This window comes from Paenirhodobacter ferrireducens (assembly GCF_004022265.1).
GTDB classification, from domain to species: Bacteria; Pseudomonadota; Alphaproteobacteria; order Rhodobacterales; family Rhodobacteraceae; genus Rhodobacter; species Rhodobacter ferrireducens.
The window spans coordinates 68,738-82,119 of record NZ_SAVB01000009.1 but is presented as its reverse complement, the minus strand read 5'-3'; the positions used below and the strand labels follow the sequence as shown (position 1 = coordinate 82,119).

The window sequence follows — 13,382 nt, the reverse complement described above, 5'->3', positions numbered from 1 at the left end:
TCATCCTCCGTTGCAGGCGGCCTTCAGCCCCGCGTCATCTGCCGCGAGCGGCTGCCAGGCGGGGCCGCTCGTCGTGCCGTCGGGGTTCACCATGGCGCCGCCGAAAAGATCGGCGCGCGCGCCCTTTGCGCAATCATAGGCGACCGGCACGCCCTGCAGCGGCTGCCAGCGGGCGATCAGCAGCAGGTCAGTCTGCACCACGCCCGGCGCCGGGCGGGTGATCTTGGCGCGGTCGAGCGCGACGAAGCGGGTGACGATCGGCGCCAGATAGGTCCAGGGCCGCCACGGCGCGCTTTCCGCGCTCTGCGCCACCACCACCACGCTCGCGGGCATCTGCGCGCGGAACTCGGGGAACCAGCGGTATTCGGCCCGCACTGCGGTGGCGAGCATCGCAAGCCCGGCGCAGACCGGCATCACCCATTTCGGCAGCACCCGGCCGGTCGCCTTCTTCAGCGCATGACGCGCCGCGAAAACGACGATCAGCGCGAATACGCCTGCCGCCATCATGGTGATGAAATCATTGATCATTCTTTATCCTCAGCTGACCACGGCCCGGTTGTGCGCCACCGCCGATTGCATGGTGCGCACCACCACGAAGGCGTCGCGCAGATGCGAGCGCTCGAAATCGCTCAGATCCGACGGGGCAAGGTAGTTGTCGGGTTTACGCCCGGCCCTGATCAGATGCGACTGGTTTTCCAGCCGGGTCATCGCGATCAGGTCATAGGCCTCGATCATGTCGCGCGCGCCCGAGGCCGAGATCACCCCCGCCGCCTCGGCGCCGAGCAGCCGGGCCCGGGTATTGACCTCGGGGATCCGGCCCTGCAGCGCATAGACGCGGGCAAGGTCGGCCACTGGCACAACGCCGTTGTGCTTGAGGTCGATGTGGTTGCGGTGCTCGCCCGAGCGGATCGTGGCGAAGCCGCGCAGCAGGCCGAGCGGCGGCGTGTGCTTGAGCGAATTGGCGATCATATGGGCGACGAAGATCGAGTTCTTCGCCGCGACCTCCAGCGTCTCGGCCTGCAGCGCCTGGAACACCCCCGCCGCCGCACCACCGATCGGGCGCAGGTCGAACATCACCGAGGCGAGCATCTGCGCCTCGGGGTTCGGCGTGTCGATCCAGCCCCTGAAATAGTCGCGCCAGACGCGCGCCGGCTGACACCAGCGCGGGGTCGTCGCCATCATCTCGCCAGGGCAATAGACATAGCCGCAGGCGTTCAGCCCGTCCGAGACGATCTTCGCCAGCGCTGCGAAATAGCCGCGGTCGTCCTCGGTCGCGCTGTCGTCATAGATCAGGCAATTGTCCTGATCGCTGACGCCGGTCTGCTCCTGCCGGCCCTGGCTGCCGCAGGCGAGCCACAGATAGGGCACCGGCGGGCGGCCAAGCTCGGCCTCGGCCATCACCAGCAGGCGGCGGGTGACGGCATCGGCGATGTCGGTGATGAGGCGCGTCACCACCTCGTGACTGAGGTGACTGCCAACCAGTTGCACCAGCAGTTGCGGGATGCGCGCGGTCACCGCCGCCATCTCCTCGACCGTGATCGAGGACACCACGTCGCGGATCAGCACCGCCGAGCTGACCGCCTGGAAACGGGTCAGGTCGGTCTGGGTGATCATGCCGACGAAGCGCCCCTCTTCGGTGATCGGCAGATGGCCGATGCGGCGCTCGAGCATGATGTGCAGGATGTCCGAGCCAAGCGCCGTGGGCGGCAGCGAGACCGGATCGGCGGTCATCACCTCGGTCACCGGGGTCGCCAGGTCGCGCCCCTCGGCCAGCACCTTGTTCGACAGGTCGCGCACGGTGACGATGCCCAGCAGCCGCTCCTCGGCGCCGATGACGCCCAGAGAGGAGACATGCGCGTCACGCATCCTCTGCGCGGCCTCGGTCACGGTGGCCTCGGGGCCGCAGGCGAGCGGCCGGCGGGCAATCAGGTCGGCGACCTTCTGGGTGGCCAGGTCCGCCCCCGTCCGCTCGCCCCGGCGGCGGTTGAAGAAGCGCTCGAAGGCCGGATAGGTCTGGATCAGCCGGGTGAAGGTGGTGCCGGGCAGCACCAGGATGATCGCATCCTCGGTGGCGCGGGCCTGGGTCACGGCGATACCGCCGCGCATCAGCCCGCGCTCACCAAAGGAGTTGCGCGGGCCCAGAAGCGAGACCAGCGCGCCGTTGCCGTCGGTGATCTCGACCCCGCCCTGCTTGATCAGGTAGAGCCCGCCGATCGGCGCGTCATAGACATAGATGAGCGCATTCGCCCGAAAGACCATGCGGCGGAAGGAACCGGCGACCGACGCCAGCTCGTCACGCGGCAGGGTATCGTAGGGGTGGACGCTTTCGAGAAACGCGGTAATGGCCTGGATATCGGCGTCCATGATCTTTCCTCCCCCGGGGTGGCCCGCCCCCTTGGGGGACAGGCCGGGTCGCGTGCCGGGCGGGACAGGCCCCGCCCGGGGTCGGGATCAGTGATGGGTCGCGGTGCCCGCGCCCTTCGGGATGCGGATCGACTCGACCAGTTCCTGCACCGTTTCCGGGGTCGGCTTGGTCGACATCGAGACGACATAGGCCACCGCGAAGTTGATCAGCGCCCCCACCGTGCCGAAGGCGGTCGACTTGATGCCGAAGAGCATCGGCGCCGAGTCGGAGTAGGAGGCGGTCGAGGCCACGAAGAACCAGCCCTTGTGCAGGAAGATATAGCCCACGGTGGTGATCAGGCCGGCCAGCATGCCCCAGATCGCGCCCTGCGAGTTGATGGACTTGGTGAAGATGCCCATCATCAGCGCCGGGAAGATCGTCGCAGCAGCCACACCGAAGGCAAGCGCCACGGTCTGCGCGGCGAAGCCCGGGGGGTTGAGGCCGAGCCAGGTGGCCACGGCGATCGCCACCGCCATCGAGATCCGGGCTGCGAGCAGCTCGCCCTTTTCCGAGATGCCGGGATTGAGCTGGCCCTTGATCAGGTCGTGCGACACCGCCGACGAGATCGCCATCAGCAGGCCCGCCGCGGTCGAGAGTGCGGCGGCAAGACCACCAGCGGCGACGAGGGCGATGACCCAGCCCGGAAGCTGCGCGATTTCCGGGTTGGCGAGCACGATGATGTCGTTGTTCACGGTGAGCTCGTTGCCCTTCCAGGTCGCGGCCTGCGGGTTCTTCTCGGCAAGCTTGGCGGTGCCGGCAGCGGCCGCGGTGTCGAAGGCGGCCTGCGCGCTGGCGATCGCCGCCTCGTCACCCGACTTCTTCGCATCGGCCAGCGCCTTCGCCTGAGCGGCGGCCCCGTCGTTGTAGTACTGGATCATGCCGTCGCCGTTCAGGTCATCGACCTTGAGCAGCCCGGTCTTCACCCAGTTGTCGACCCACTGCGGCGTGTCGGCCTGCGACAGCGCGGCATTCATCGGCCCGTTCGGGAAGAAGGTGTGGATCAGGTTCACCCGCGCCATCGCCGCAACCGCCGGGGCGGTGAGGTACAGAAGCGCGATGAAAACCAGCGCCCAGCCGGCCGAGGAGCGGGCATCAGCCACCTTCGGCACGGTGAAGAAGCGCACGATCACATGCGGCAGGCCCGCGGTGCCGATCATCAGCGACATCGTGAACAGGAACAGGTTCAGCGTGTTGTCCGACTGCGCCGTGTAGGACTTGAAGCCCAGGTCCGCGAGCAGGCCGTTCAGCGTGGTCAGCAGCGGCTCGCCGCTGGAGGTGGCATCCGAGAACAGACCGAGCGGCGGCACCGGGTTGCCAGTCAGGTTGAGCGAGATGAAGATCGCCGGGATGGTATAGGCGATGATCAGCACGACATACTGGGCGACCTGAGTGTAGGTGATGCCCTTCATGCCGCCGAGCACGGCATAGGCGAAGACCACCGCGGCACCGATGTAGAGGCCGGTGTCGTTCGACACTTCGAGGAAGCGCGAGAAGGCGACGCCCACACCCGACATCTGGCCGATCACATAGGTGATCGAGATGATGAGCAGGCAGATCACGCCGATGATGCGCGCCGTGCCCGAATAGAACCGGTCGCCGATGAATTCCGGCACGGTGAACTTGCCGAACTTGCGCAGATAGGGCGCGAGCAGCATGGCGAGCAGCACATAGCCGCCGGTCCAGCCCATCAGATAGGCCGAGGTGTCATAGCCGCCGAAGGCGATGATGCCGGCCATCGAGATGAACGAGGCGGCCGACATCCAGTCGGCGCCGGTGGCCATGCCGTTCGCGATCGGGTGAACGCCGCCGCCCGCCGCGTAGAATTCCGCGGTCGAGCCCGCGCGGGCCCAGATCGCGATCCCGAAGTAGAGGGCGAAGGTCGCGCCCACCACGATCAGGTTGAGGGTAAATTGATCCATTGTCCCCGCGCTCCCTTACTCTTCCACGCCGTGTTCGCGGTCCAGCCGGTTCATCCGCGCCACGTAGGCGAAGATGAGCACGAGGAACACGAGGATCGATCCCTGCTGGGCAAACCAGAACCCGAGATCGGTGCCGCCGACACCGATGCCCGAGAGCATCGGGCGCAGCAGGATGCCAAAGCCGAACGAACAGACGAACCAGATCACGAGGAAAAGCTGGATCGTGCGGATGTTCGCTTTCCAGTAGGCATTGGACGAAGACTTGTCCGCCATGAGCGTCACTCCCTGTTGAAACCTCCGGACGGGCCCCCTCCCCGGGGCCCACCCCCCCTTTTTTGGTGTCAGGTCGAGACGCGCTCGACGATCGACCCGAGCCCCGCGGCGATCTCGTCGATGGAGCCCATCGCGTCGATCTCCTCGAGGACGCCAAGCGCCCGGTAATGGGCGATCAGCGGCGCAGTCTGCGCGTGATAGGCCTGCAGCCGGGCACGCGCCGTTTCGGCAGTGTCGTCGGCCCGGCGCTTGAACTCCGTGCCGCCGCATTTGTCGCAGACCCCGGCCACCGCCGGCTGCTTGAAGGTATCGTGATAGCCCTCGCCGCATTTGGCGCAGGTGTAGCGGCCGGCGACGCGGGCGATCATCGCCTCGTCATCGACCTCGAGGCTGACCGCCGCGGTGACCTTCTGGCCGGCATCGGCCAGAAGCGTATCGAGCGCCTCGGCCTGCCCCGCGGTGCGGGGAAAGCCGTCGAGGATCACGCCCTTCGCCACGTCGGGCCCGGCCATGCGGTCCTTGAGGATGGCAAGGACGATCTCGTCCGAGACGAGCCCGCCCGCTTCCATCACCGCCTTGGCGGCGAGCCCCGCGGGCGTGCCCTGGGCGACGGCGGCGCGCAGCAGATCGCCGGTCGACAGCTGGACAAGGCCGAAGCGCTCTTCCAGCATCCGTGCCTGCGTGCCCTTGCCTGCACCGGGCGGGCCCAGCAGGATCAGCACCGCGGGGGTGGTCTCGACTGTGTTTTCGGTCTCTGCCATGCCTCAGCCCCGGTTCATGCGGTTGTCGATCAGTTCCTGCACCACCGAGGGGTCGGCCAGCGTCGAGATGTCGCCGAGGCTGCCATAATCGTTCTCGGCGATCTTGCGCAGGATGCGGCGCATGATCTTGCCCGAGCGGGTCTTCGGCAGGCCGGGCGCCCACTGGATCAGGTCGGGCTTGGCGATCGGGCCGATCTCGGTGCGCACCCACTTCTCGAGCTCCTTGCGCAGCGCGTCCGAGGGCTCCTGGTCGTTCATCAGCGTGACATAGGCATAGATGCCCTGGCCCTTGAGCTCGTGCGGGTAGCCCACGACCGCGGCCTCGGCCACCGCCGGGTGCGCCACCAGCGCCGACTCGACTTCCGCCGTGCCCATGCGGTGCCCCGAGACGTTGATTACGTCATCGACGCGGCCGGTGATCCAGTAATAGCCGTCCTTGTCGCGCCGGCAGCCGTCGCCGGTGAAGTAATAGCCGCGATACTGGGCGAAATAGGCCTCCTGGAAGCGTTCGTGATCGCCCCACAGGGTGCGCATCTGGCCCGGCCAGCTGTCCGAGATGCACAGCACGCCCTCGCATTCGGTCTCGCCGATGCGCACCGCGGTCTGCGGATCCAGAACCACCGGCTTCACGCCGAAGAACGGGTTGGTGGCCGAGCCCGGCTTCGTCGGCGTCGCGCCCGGCAGCGGGGTCAGCATGTGGCCGCCGGTCTCGGTCTGCCAGAAGGTGTCGACGATCGGGCAGCGGCCCTTGCCGATGTGCTGGTCATACCAGACCCAGGCCTCGGGGTTGATCGGCTCGCCGACCGAGCCCAGAACCTTGATCGAGCTGAGATCGTACTTGTCGACCCATTCCGTGCCCTGCCCCATCAGCGAGCGGATCGCCGTCGGCGCGGTGTAGAACTGGTTGACCTTGTGTTTCTCGCACACCGCCCAGAACCGGCCGGCATCGGGATAGGTCGGCACGCCCTCGAACATCACCGTGGTCGCGCCATTCGCGAGCGGACCATAGACGATGTAGCTGTGGCCGGTGACCCAGCCCACATCCGCGGTGCACCAGAACACGTCGCCGTCATGGTAGTCGAAGGTGTACTGATGCGTCATCGAGGCATAGACGAGATAGCCGCCGGTGGTATGCACCACGCCCTTCGGCTTGCCGGTCGAGCCCGAGGTGTAGAGGATGAAGAGCGGGTCCTCCGCGTTCATCGGCCGCGGCGGGCAGTCGGGCGAGACGTGATCCATCAGATAGAGCAGGTCGACGTCGCGGCCCTGCACCCAGGAGATCTGGTCGCCGGTGCGCTTGACGACGAGGCAGCGCACCTTGTCCGAGCAGTGCAGCAGCGCCGCATCGGTATTGGCCTTGAGCGGCGTCTTGCGGCCGCCGCGTGGGGCGGTGTCGGCGGTGATGACCAGCTTCGCGCCGCAATCGTTGATGCGGTTCGCCAGCGCGTCAGGCGAAAAGCCGGCGAAGACGATCGAATGGATCGCGCCGATGCGGGCGCAGGCGAGCATCGCATAGGCCGCTTCCGGGATCATCGGCAGGTAGATGACGACGCGGTCGCCGCGCATGATCCCCTGGCTGAGCAGCACGTTCGCCATCCGGTTCACCTTCTCGGACAGCTCCTTGTAGGTGATGTGCTCGGCCGGTTCGTTCGGATCATCGGGTTCGAAGATGATCGCGGTCTGCAGCGCGCGGTCCTTCAGGTGGCGGTCGATGCAGTTCACCGAGGCGTTCAGCACGCCGTCCTCGAACCACTTGATCGAGACCTTGCCGAAAGTGAAATCGGTGTTCTTGACCTTGGTGTAGGGGGTCATCCAGTCGAGGCGTTTGCCCTCGCGGCCCCAGAAGGCGTCGGGATTCTCGACCGATTCGCGATACATCTCGCGGTATTTCTGCGTGTTCGCGTGAGCGTTCTCAAAGCCCGGCGGAATCTCCCGCATCTCCGGCGCAACGACAGCCTGTTCCTGAGCGGCCATAGCCAATCCTCCCTGGAAATCGAGCGGCCCTGTGGCCGCACCCTCTGCCCGCGACAGCGGCCGCGGGCGTTCTACCCGCGGACACTGTAAACCAGAACGCACCTTTCCGTTAAGCCCTCATGATAATTGAATTTTTCTGTAAATTACTTCACAGTTCAGACGGTAAGTTTGTAAATGTGACGAAAAGTGACCAGAAATAGACATTTTGTTTCAACCGCTTGTCTGTTCACGGATGCGCGATCTGACGTCGCGTCTGAAAAGCCGCAACGCAGCGTCGCCATGCTGCGGCGCAGAAAAGGAACGGGCGCGGCAGTCGCCTGCCGCGCCCGTTCCGAGGGTGATTCGCTTGTTGCGACTCAGGGGGCAAGAAGCGCCCCCGCCGCCCCGGCATCGGCGGCATAGCGCAGTGCAGGCTCGGTCAGCCCCTGTGCCTTCAGCGCGGTTTCGACCGCAGGGCGCGCGCCGACGATCACCAGCGCCCCACCGCGCGAGGAAAGCTTCTGCGCCAGCTGCAGGATCATCCGCGCACCGGTCGAGTCGACGAAGGTCACCTCGGAAACATCGAGCAACACCGCCCGCGGCCGCTGCGCGATGCGGTCGAGCACCGTGCCAAGCCGCGCAACCGACCCGAAGAACACCGCCCCGTGCAGATGATAGGTGACGAGGTCGGCGCTCTGGGTGTCGGCGTCATGCACCGCCGGCTCGCCCTCGCGCAGGCCCGTCATCTCGGACATGCGGCGGATGAAGACCAGACCGCCAAGTGCGAAGCCCAGAACGATCCCCTCGGCAAGGTCGCGGAACACGACGACGAGGAAGGTCACCCACAGCACCAGCGCATCGCCCTTCGACACCCGGGTGAGCGCGGCGAATTCGTGCCGCTCGATCATGTTCCAGGCGACGATGCCCAGCAGCCCGGCGAGAGCGGCCAGCGGGATATAGCCCGCGAGCGGCGCCGCGATCAGCATGAAGCCCAGCACGAACAGCGCATGCAGCATCCCCGCCATCGGCGTGCGCCCGCCCGAGCGGACGTTGGTCGCGGTGCGGGCGATGGTGCCGGTGACACAGAACCCGCCGAAGATCGCCGCGCCCATGTTGGCAATGCCCTGCGCCACCAGCTCCATGTTCGAGCGGTGCAGCGTGCCCGACATGCCATCGGCCACCATCGCCGACAGCAGCGACTCGATCGCACCGAGCAGGGTGAAGGAGGCCGCCCAGGGCAGCGCCGCGCTCACTGCCTCAGCGCTGAGCGGCGGCAGATGCGGCGCCGGCAGAAGCCGCGGCAGGCCACCGAATTTCGAGGCGATGGTCTCAACCGGCAGGCCGAGGAGCGCCGAGGCGGCGGTGACCAGCGCGATGCCCAGAAGCAGGCTTGGCCAGCGCGGACGGAAGCGCTGGATCGCCAGGATCAGAACCACGGTCGCCAGCGCAACACCCACCGCGGCGGGGCTGAGCGTCGCGCGCGCAGCCCAGAGCGCCTCGACCTTCGGCACGATCGGCCCGGGCTCGGGCCCGTCCAGGCGCAGCCCGATCATGTCCTTGACCTGGCTGGCAAAGATGATGACGCCGATGCCCGAGGTGAAGCCCACCGTCACCGGATAGGGCATGAAGCGGATGGTCGAGCCAAGCCGCAGGAGCCCCAACACGGCCAGCATGATCCCCGACAGGAAGGTGGCCAGCATCAGCCCCTCGACGCCCGTTTGCATCACGCAGGCATTGACCAGCACGATGAAGGCGCCGGCCGGCCCGCCGATCTGGAAGCGCGAGCCGCCGAAGAGCGACACGAGAAAGCCGCCGACGATGGCGGTGAAGAGGCCGCGCTCGGGCCCGACGCCCGAGGCGATGGCGATCGCCATCGAGAGTGGCAGCGCGACAATCGCCACCGTCAGCCCGGCCACCGCATCGGCGCGCAGTGCCGCCGGGCCATAGCCCTCGCGCAGCGCCGTGATGGACATTGGAATCAGGGGGTCTCCCCCCGCTCGCGCCGTAAGGCTTGCGTTGGTTGTCATCGTTTCATACCGCTTGATGTGGCGCGAGCAGACGTCCGCCACAACCGATTGTCAAGAGAAAGCCAGATGACCGATATGCCCGCCGCTCCGCCCGCAGACCCGATCCGCCCGACCGATGACGAGGCCCGTGCCCTCGCCCGCAGCCTGATCTCGGGCGCGCGCTTCGGCGCACTCGGGGTGATCGACCCGGAAACGGGCTTTCCGGCAGTGACCCGCATCGCGCTCGGAGCGGGACCCGGGGGCGGGCTCTGGACGCTCGTCTCGGGGCTGTCGGCCCATGCCCGGGCGCTGCGCGCCGATCCGCGGGTCTCGGTGCTGGTGGGCGAGCCTGGCGCGAAGGGCGATCCGCTCACCCATCCGCGGCTGAGCCTGCAGGCCGAGGCGCTGCCGCTGGCACCGGACGATCCCCGCCGGGCCACAGCACGGGCGCGCTGGCTCGCCGATCATCCGAAGGCGAAGATCTATATCGACCTGAACGATTTCTTCTTCGTCGAGTTCCGCCTGATCGGCGGCGCGCTGAACGGCGGCTTTGGCCGCGCCTTCCGGCTGACCGCCGAAGACCTCGCCTGAAAACGGGCGCCCGAAGGCGCCCGCATCTCCCTCCTGACGGGGCGCCTCAGTTCGGGTTGTCCATCCGCAGCCGGATGTGCACCCGCCCCTTCACCGCCTCCTGCCAGGTCAGCGTGACCAGCTGCTTGGTCGCCCCCTGCTCGACCGTGACATAGGGCATGCCGTTGATCCGCCCGCCCGCGGCATTGGTGATCGGCCCTTCGGCGACGAGCGCGCCGACGTTCCGCGCCCACCCCCCGAAGGGCAGATAGCCCGCCGCCGCCACCGTCCAGACCGCCTGCGCGCTGGCCTGATCGACCTGCACGCTCACCGGGTTCACCGTCATCTGGGTAACGCCGTTGAAGGTGTTCGCCTCGAAGACGACATTGCGCATCCGGCTGTTGTCGAGCGCCGCGAAGGTAGTGTCGACGCCGTCGATCCGCGTCACCCCCCCGTCGATCGCCTTGAACACGTTGTTCGCGACGCTCAGCCCCTGGATGAAATGGCCGCTGCCATAGGGCTTGACCGAGAACCAGGTGAACCAGGGCGCGGCGTCGATGCTGACGAAGGTGTTGCCGCTGACCGTGAGCCCGCCGAAGGAATATTCGGTGCCGAAATCCGGGTTCGCCGAATATTCGTTCGTCCATTCGATCGTCGAATTGTCGATGTAATTGCCGGTCACCGCCGATTGCACGTTCGGCTGGCAGAAGATCAGCCCCGGCAGGCGCGGCGCGGCATCGAGATCGTCGCCCTGAAACCAGTGGTTGCCGACGATCAGATGCCCCGAGCCGTTCAGGATCATCGTGTGGCGGAAGCGCACGAAGCGGCTCTCGCGGATCTTCGTGTCATTGGCATTGACGTTCAGCGCGATCGAGCTGCGCTCGGTCGCCGCCATCGCCCCCTCGTTCGACAGGAACTGGCAGCGGTCGACCAGCAGGTCCTGACAGCCATGCCCGATCGAGGTGATGGCGCGGTCCTTCGGCTTCACCACATAGCTGTCGCGGATCTGGAACATCTCGCCCGCCGGAGCGAGCAGGATGCAGCTTGCCTTGCCGTTGCACAGGAACTCGATGTCGTCGATGTTGAACCTGTCGAGCTTTGCAAGACCTGAAAAATCAAGGACATACTTGTAGCGGGTGAAGGTGTAGCTGCGCGTGCCCGAGCCGCCGTAGAAGGGCTGCGACAGGGTCAGCGAGCCCGCCGCCACGTTCACCGCCCGCACATAGACCTCGCGGCCGACGCCCGCACCGCTGACCCGCGCGCCGACCGGAATATTGGCAATGTTGGCGACATTGGTCAGCACCAGCGGCGTCGCGGTCGCATAGCTCGCCTGCGAGGTGACGACGGTATCGTCCCAGGCGGGCCCCTCGATCACGTTGAACTGGCCGTTGCGCAACACCCGCCGGTTCGAGAACGAGCTGATGTCGGGTGACAGCGCCTTGACGTCGATCGGCTCGGTCACCTCGATCCGCCGTCCGCACAGATCGAGCGCGTTGTGGTCGGTATAGCCGAAAAGCGCCTGCAGCGCCTTTTTGAACCCGAGCATCTCATCGCCGAAAGCCTCGGCATAGGTCGGGAAGTCGAAGCTGCCGCGCAGGGCAAAGCGCGCCTCGGTCGGGGTGACGACGGTGCCGACGAAGCGGATCGGCGCGGTGATCGTGACCGAGCCGCCGATGAAATAGGTCCCCTCCGGCACCAGGATCGAGCGCCCCGCCGCGGCATCGTCGGCCGCCTCGAAGGCCGCCTTGTCATTCGTCACCCCGTCGCCCGCGGCGCCATAGTCGCGCACATCGACCCAGTCCATCATGTCGCGCAGGAAGGCCTCGGTGATATCCTCGATCACCATGTCCTCGATCCGCACCACGCCGCCGTTGAGCCCGGTCAGGTCGAGCCCGAAATGGCCATAGGCGGGCGCCAGCCCCCAGGGCATGTCGACCCCGCCGCGCGCGCCGGTGCCGACGATCGCCTCGACGGTGACGACCTGGCCATAGGTCGTCAGCGCCAGCTCCGGCCCGGTCTCGATCCGCCCCGCGACATGGCCCGCGGCGCTCATCGCATAGCCCGCGATCCGCACCGAGGGCAGGTTGCCGGCGACCGCCTTCACCCGCGCGCGGATCCGCAGATAGGCGCCCGGCACGATCGGCGTCTGTGCCATCGACCGCAGCTTCTGCACGGAAAACAGCTTGCTCAGCTCGAGGCAGGTGCCGAAATCCGCGTCCGCCGCCACCAGCGCCGCGTTCACCGCCCCCTCGTAGGTGTCAGAGCCTGCCGTGCCGTTCTCACTCGACCAGAGATCGAGCCCCTGCGCGAAAGCCGGCGGCATCAGCGCCAGCCCGTCGGTAATCGCCATGTTCATCTGCGCATCCTCCTTGTTCCGGCCCGCCCGCCGGGGCTGCAGCGGCCCTCGCAGCGGGCGCGACCAGAGCTAGATGGAAAGGGTTGACGAAGCCCGAGTGCTGCGCGCGCTGCGCCCTTTCCGCCGCATTGCCGCATTGCAGCATCTTGTCACCGAACGGCCATGGCCCCATGCTAGGTCGGAGTCGCTGCAAGGAGGCCCAGATGCCGTTCCAGTTCGACCCGAAAGAGCCCCGCATCGCGAAGACGGTGCGCCACATCGCCCGCGACGAGCTGCGCGGCGCTCTCGACAGGCTCGCCATCAGCCCAGGTGAAGGGTCGCTGTTGCACGGGCTGCGCAAGCACATCAAGAAGACCCGCGGGCTGCTGCGCCTGGTCGCGCCGGTGTTCCCCGAATTTCACCGCGAGAACGCCGTGCTGCGCGATGCCGCCGCAGCCATTTCCGAGCTGCGCGATGCCGAGGTGATGCGGCTCTCCCTCACCCGGCTCGGCGCGGCCGAGGATGCGGCCGGGGCGGCGGCGCGGCAGATGCTGGCCGCGGTGGCGCCCGTGCCCACCGCGCCGCCCGCTGCGGCCCTTTCGGCCTTCGGCGCGCGCATTGCCGAAGTGCATGACCGCGCCGCGCATTGGGCGTTCGAGAAGAAGGGCTGGGACGCGCTGGCCCCGGGGCTTGCCGCCACCTTCCACGACGCGCGCCGGCGCATGATCCGCGCCGCACGCGACAGCGATGACGAGCATTTCCACGCCTGGCGGTCGCGGGTGAAGCATCACTGGTATCAGGCGCGGTTGCTGCTGCCGATCTGGCCCGAGATGATGAGCGCACATGCCGACATCGCCGACCGGCTGGGCGAGGCGCTCGGACAGCATCACGACCTTGCGGTTCTGGCGCGCGCGATGCCCGACCATCTCTCGCCCGAAGCCGCGGTGGCGCTCTCGACCCGCATCGAGGACGAGAAGAAGCGCCTGGAAACGCTCAGCTTCTTTCTGGGAGAACGGCTGTTTGCCGAGGCGCCCGAGGCGCTCGTCGCCCGCTGGGGGGCGTGGTATGCGCTCTGGCGGCAGGAGGATCACGCCTGCGATCCGGCCCTGCCCGAGCTCGAGGAAGCGGAGGACTGACCGGCCCGCGGCCGGTCCGTCCCCC

Annotated in this window: 10 protein-coding genes; 2 read left to right on the top strand and 8 right to left on the bottom strand. The window is 67.3% G+C overall.

The window, feature by feature from the left end:
- From EOW65_RS08750 to EOW65_RS08720, 7 genes are all read right to left on the bottom strand, one after another.
- The gene (locus tag EOW65_RS08750) at window positions 1-528 is read right to left on the bottom strand and encodes a hypothetical protein (RefSeq protein WP_128148579.1); all 528 of its coding nucleotides are present in this window, start codon (window positions 526-528) and stop codon (window positions 1-3) included.
- Window positions 529-537: 9 nt separating this feature from the next.
- On the bottom strand, window positions 538-2,364 hold the full coding sequence (locus EOW65_RS08745; RefSeq protein WP_128148577.1) for a DUF294 nucleotidyltransferase-like domain-containing protein: 1,827 nt from the start codon (window positions 2,362-2,364) through the stop codon (window positions 538-540).
- Window positions 2,365-2,451: 87 nt separating this feature from the next.
- Window positions 2,452-4,323, bottom strand: a complete 1,872-nt coding sequence (locus EOW65_RS08740) for a sodium:solute symporter family protein (RefSeq protein WP_128148575.1) — start codon at window positions 4,321-4,323, stop codon at window positions 2,452-2,454.
- A 15-nt stretch (window positions 4,324-4,338) separates the two neighbouring features.
- On the bottom strand, window positions 4,339-4,596 hold the full coding sequence (locus EOW65_RS08735; protein ID WP_113900686.1) for a DUF4212 domain-containing protein: 258 nt from the start codon (window positions 4,594-4,596) through the stop codon (window positions 4,339-4,341).
- A 68-nt stretch (window positions 4,597-4,664) separates the two neighbouring features.
- Entirely contained in the window at window positions 4,665-5,357 is a 693-nt protein-coding gene (locus EOW65_RS08730) for an adenylate kinase (protein WP_128148573.1), read from the bottom strand.
- Window positions 5,358-5,360: 3 nt separating this feature from the next.
- Entirely contained in the window at window positions 5,361-7,295 is a 1,935-nt protein-coding gene (gene acs / locus EOW65_RS08725; protein WP_240664597.1) for an acetate--CoA ligase, read from the bottom strand.
- Window positions 7,296-7,687: 392 nt separating this feature from the next.
- Window positions 7,688-9,283, bottom strand: a complete 1,596-nt coding sequence (locus EOW65_RS08720) for a SulP family inorganic anion transporter (protein WP_164880042.1) — start codon at window positions 9,281-9,283, stop codon at window positions 7,688-7,690.
- A gap of 120 nt (window positions 9,284-9,403) precedes the next feature.
- Here EOW65_RS08720 and EOW65_RS08715 point away from each other — a divergent pair, with 120 nt between their 5' ends.
- Window positions 9,404-9,907, top strand: coding sequence for a HugZ family pyridoxamine 5'-phosphate oxidase (locus EOW65_RS08715; RefSeq protein WP_394342740.1), 504 nt, complete (start codon window positions 9,404-9,406; stop codon window positions 9,905-9,907).
- A 46-nt stretch (window positions 9,908-9,953) separates the two neighbouring features.
- Here EOW65_RS08715 and EOW65_RS08710 read toward each other — a convergent pair whose 3' ends face one another.
- The gene (locus EOW65_RS08710) at window positions 9,954-12,242 is read right to left on the bottom strand and encodes a glycosyl hydrolase family 28-related protein (protein WP_128148571.1); all 2,289 of its coding nucleotides are present in this window, start codon (window positions 12,240-12,242) and stop codon (window positions 9,954-9,956) included.
- Between the two features lie 203 nt (window positions 12,243-12,445).
- Here EOW65_RS08710 and EOW65_RS08705 point away from each other — a divergent pair, with 203 nt between their 5' ends.
- Window positions 12,446-13,357, top strand: coding sequence for a CHAD domain-containing protein (locus tag EOW65_RS08705; protein WP_164880041.1), 912 nt, complete (start codon window positions 12,446-12,448; stop codon window positions 13,355-13,357).
- The last annotated feature ends 25 nt before the right edge of the window (window positions 13,358-13,382 follow it).